This window comes from Pseudarthrobacter sp. NKDBFgelt (assembly GCF_046097905.1).
Classification (GTDB): Bacteria; Actinomycetota; Actinomycetes; order Actinomycetales; family Micrococcaceae; genus Arthrobacter; species Arthrobacter polychromogenes.
On sequence record NZ_JBJURL010000224.1, the window covers coordinates 1 to 502 of the forward strand.

1 protein-coding gene is annotated in these 502 nt (G+C 65.3%); it reads left to right on the top strand.

Annotated features, from left to right (window positions below):
* The coding region (locus ACKAE7_RS21265) for a GTP-binding protein (protein ID WP_408980260.1) at positions 1-502 on the top strand (502 nt) is incomplete at both ends.

Here is a 502-nt window from a genome sequence, read left to right on the forward strand (position 1 = left end):
ATGACCAGATCGACAAGGCTCCCGAGGAGAAGGCGCGCGGCATCACGATCTCGACGGCTCATGTCGAGTACGAGACCGAGAACCGTCACTACGCGCATGTCGACTGCCCCGGGCACGCCGACTATGTGAAGAACATGATCACCGGCGCGGCGCAGATGGACGGCGCGATCCTGGTGGTTTCGGCCGCTGACGGCCCGATGCCGCAGACCCGCGAGCACATCCTTCTGGCCCGCCAGGTCGGCGTTCCGGCGCTGGTGGTGTTCCTGAACAAGTGCGACATGGTCGACGACGCCGAGCTCCTGGAGCTCGTCGAGCTCGAGGTTCGCGAGCTGCTGTCGAAGTACGACTTCCCGGGCGACGACATTCCGATCATCAAGGGCTCGGCGCTGGTGGCGCTGGAGAACGGCGATCCGAAGCTCGGCCATGACGCGATCCTCGAGCTGATGAAGGCGGTCGACGCCTACATCCCGCAGCCGGAGCGTCCGGTCGACCAGCCGTTCCT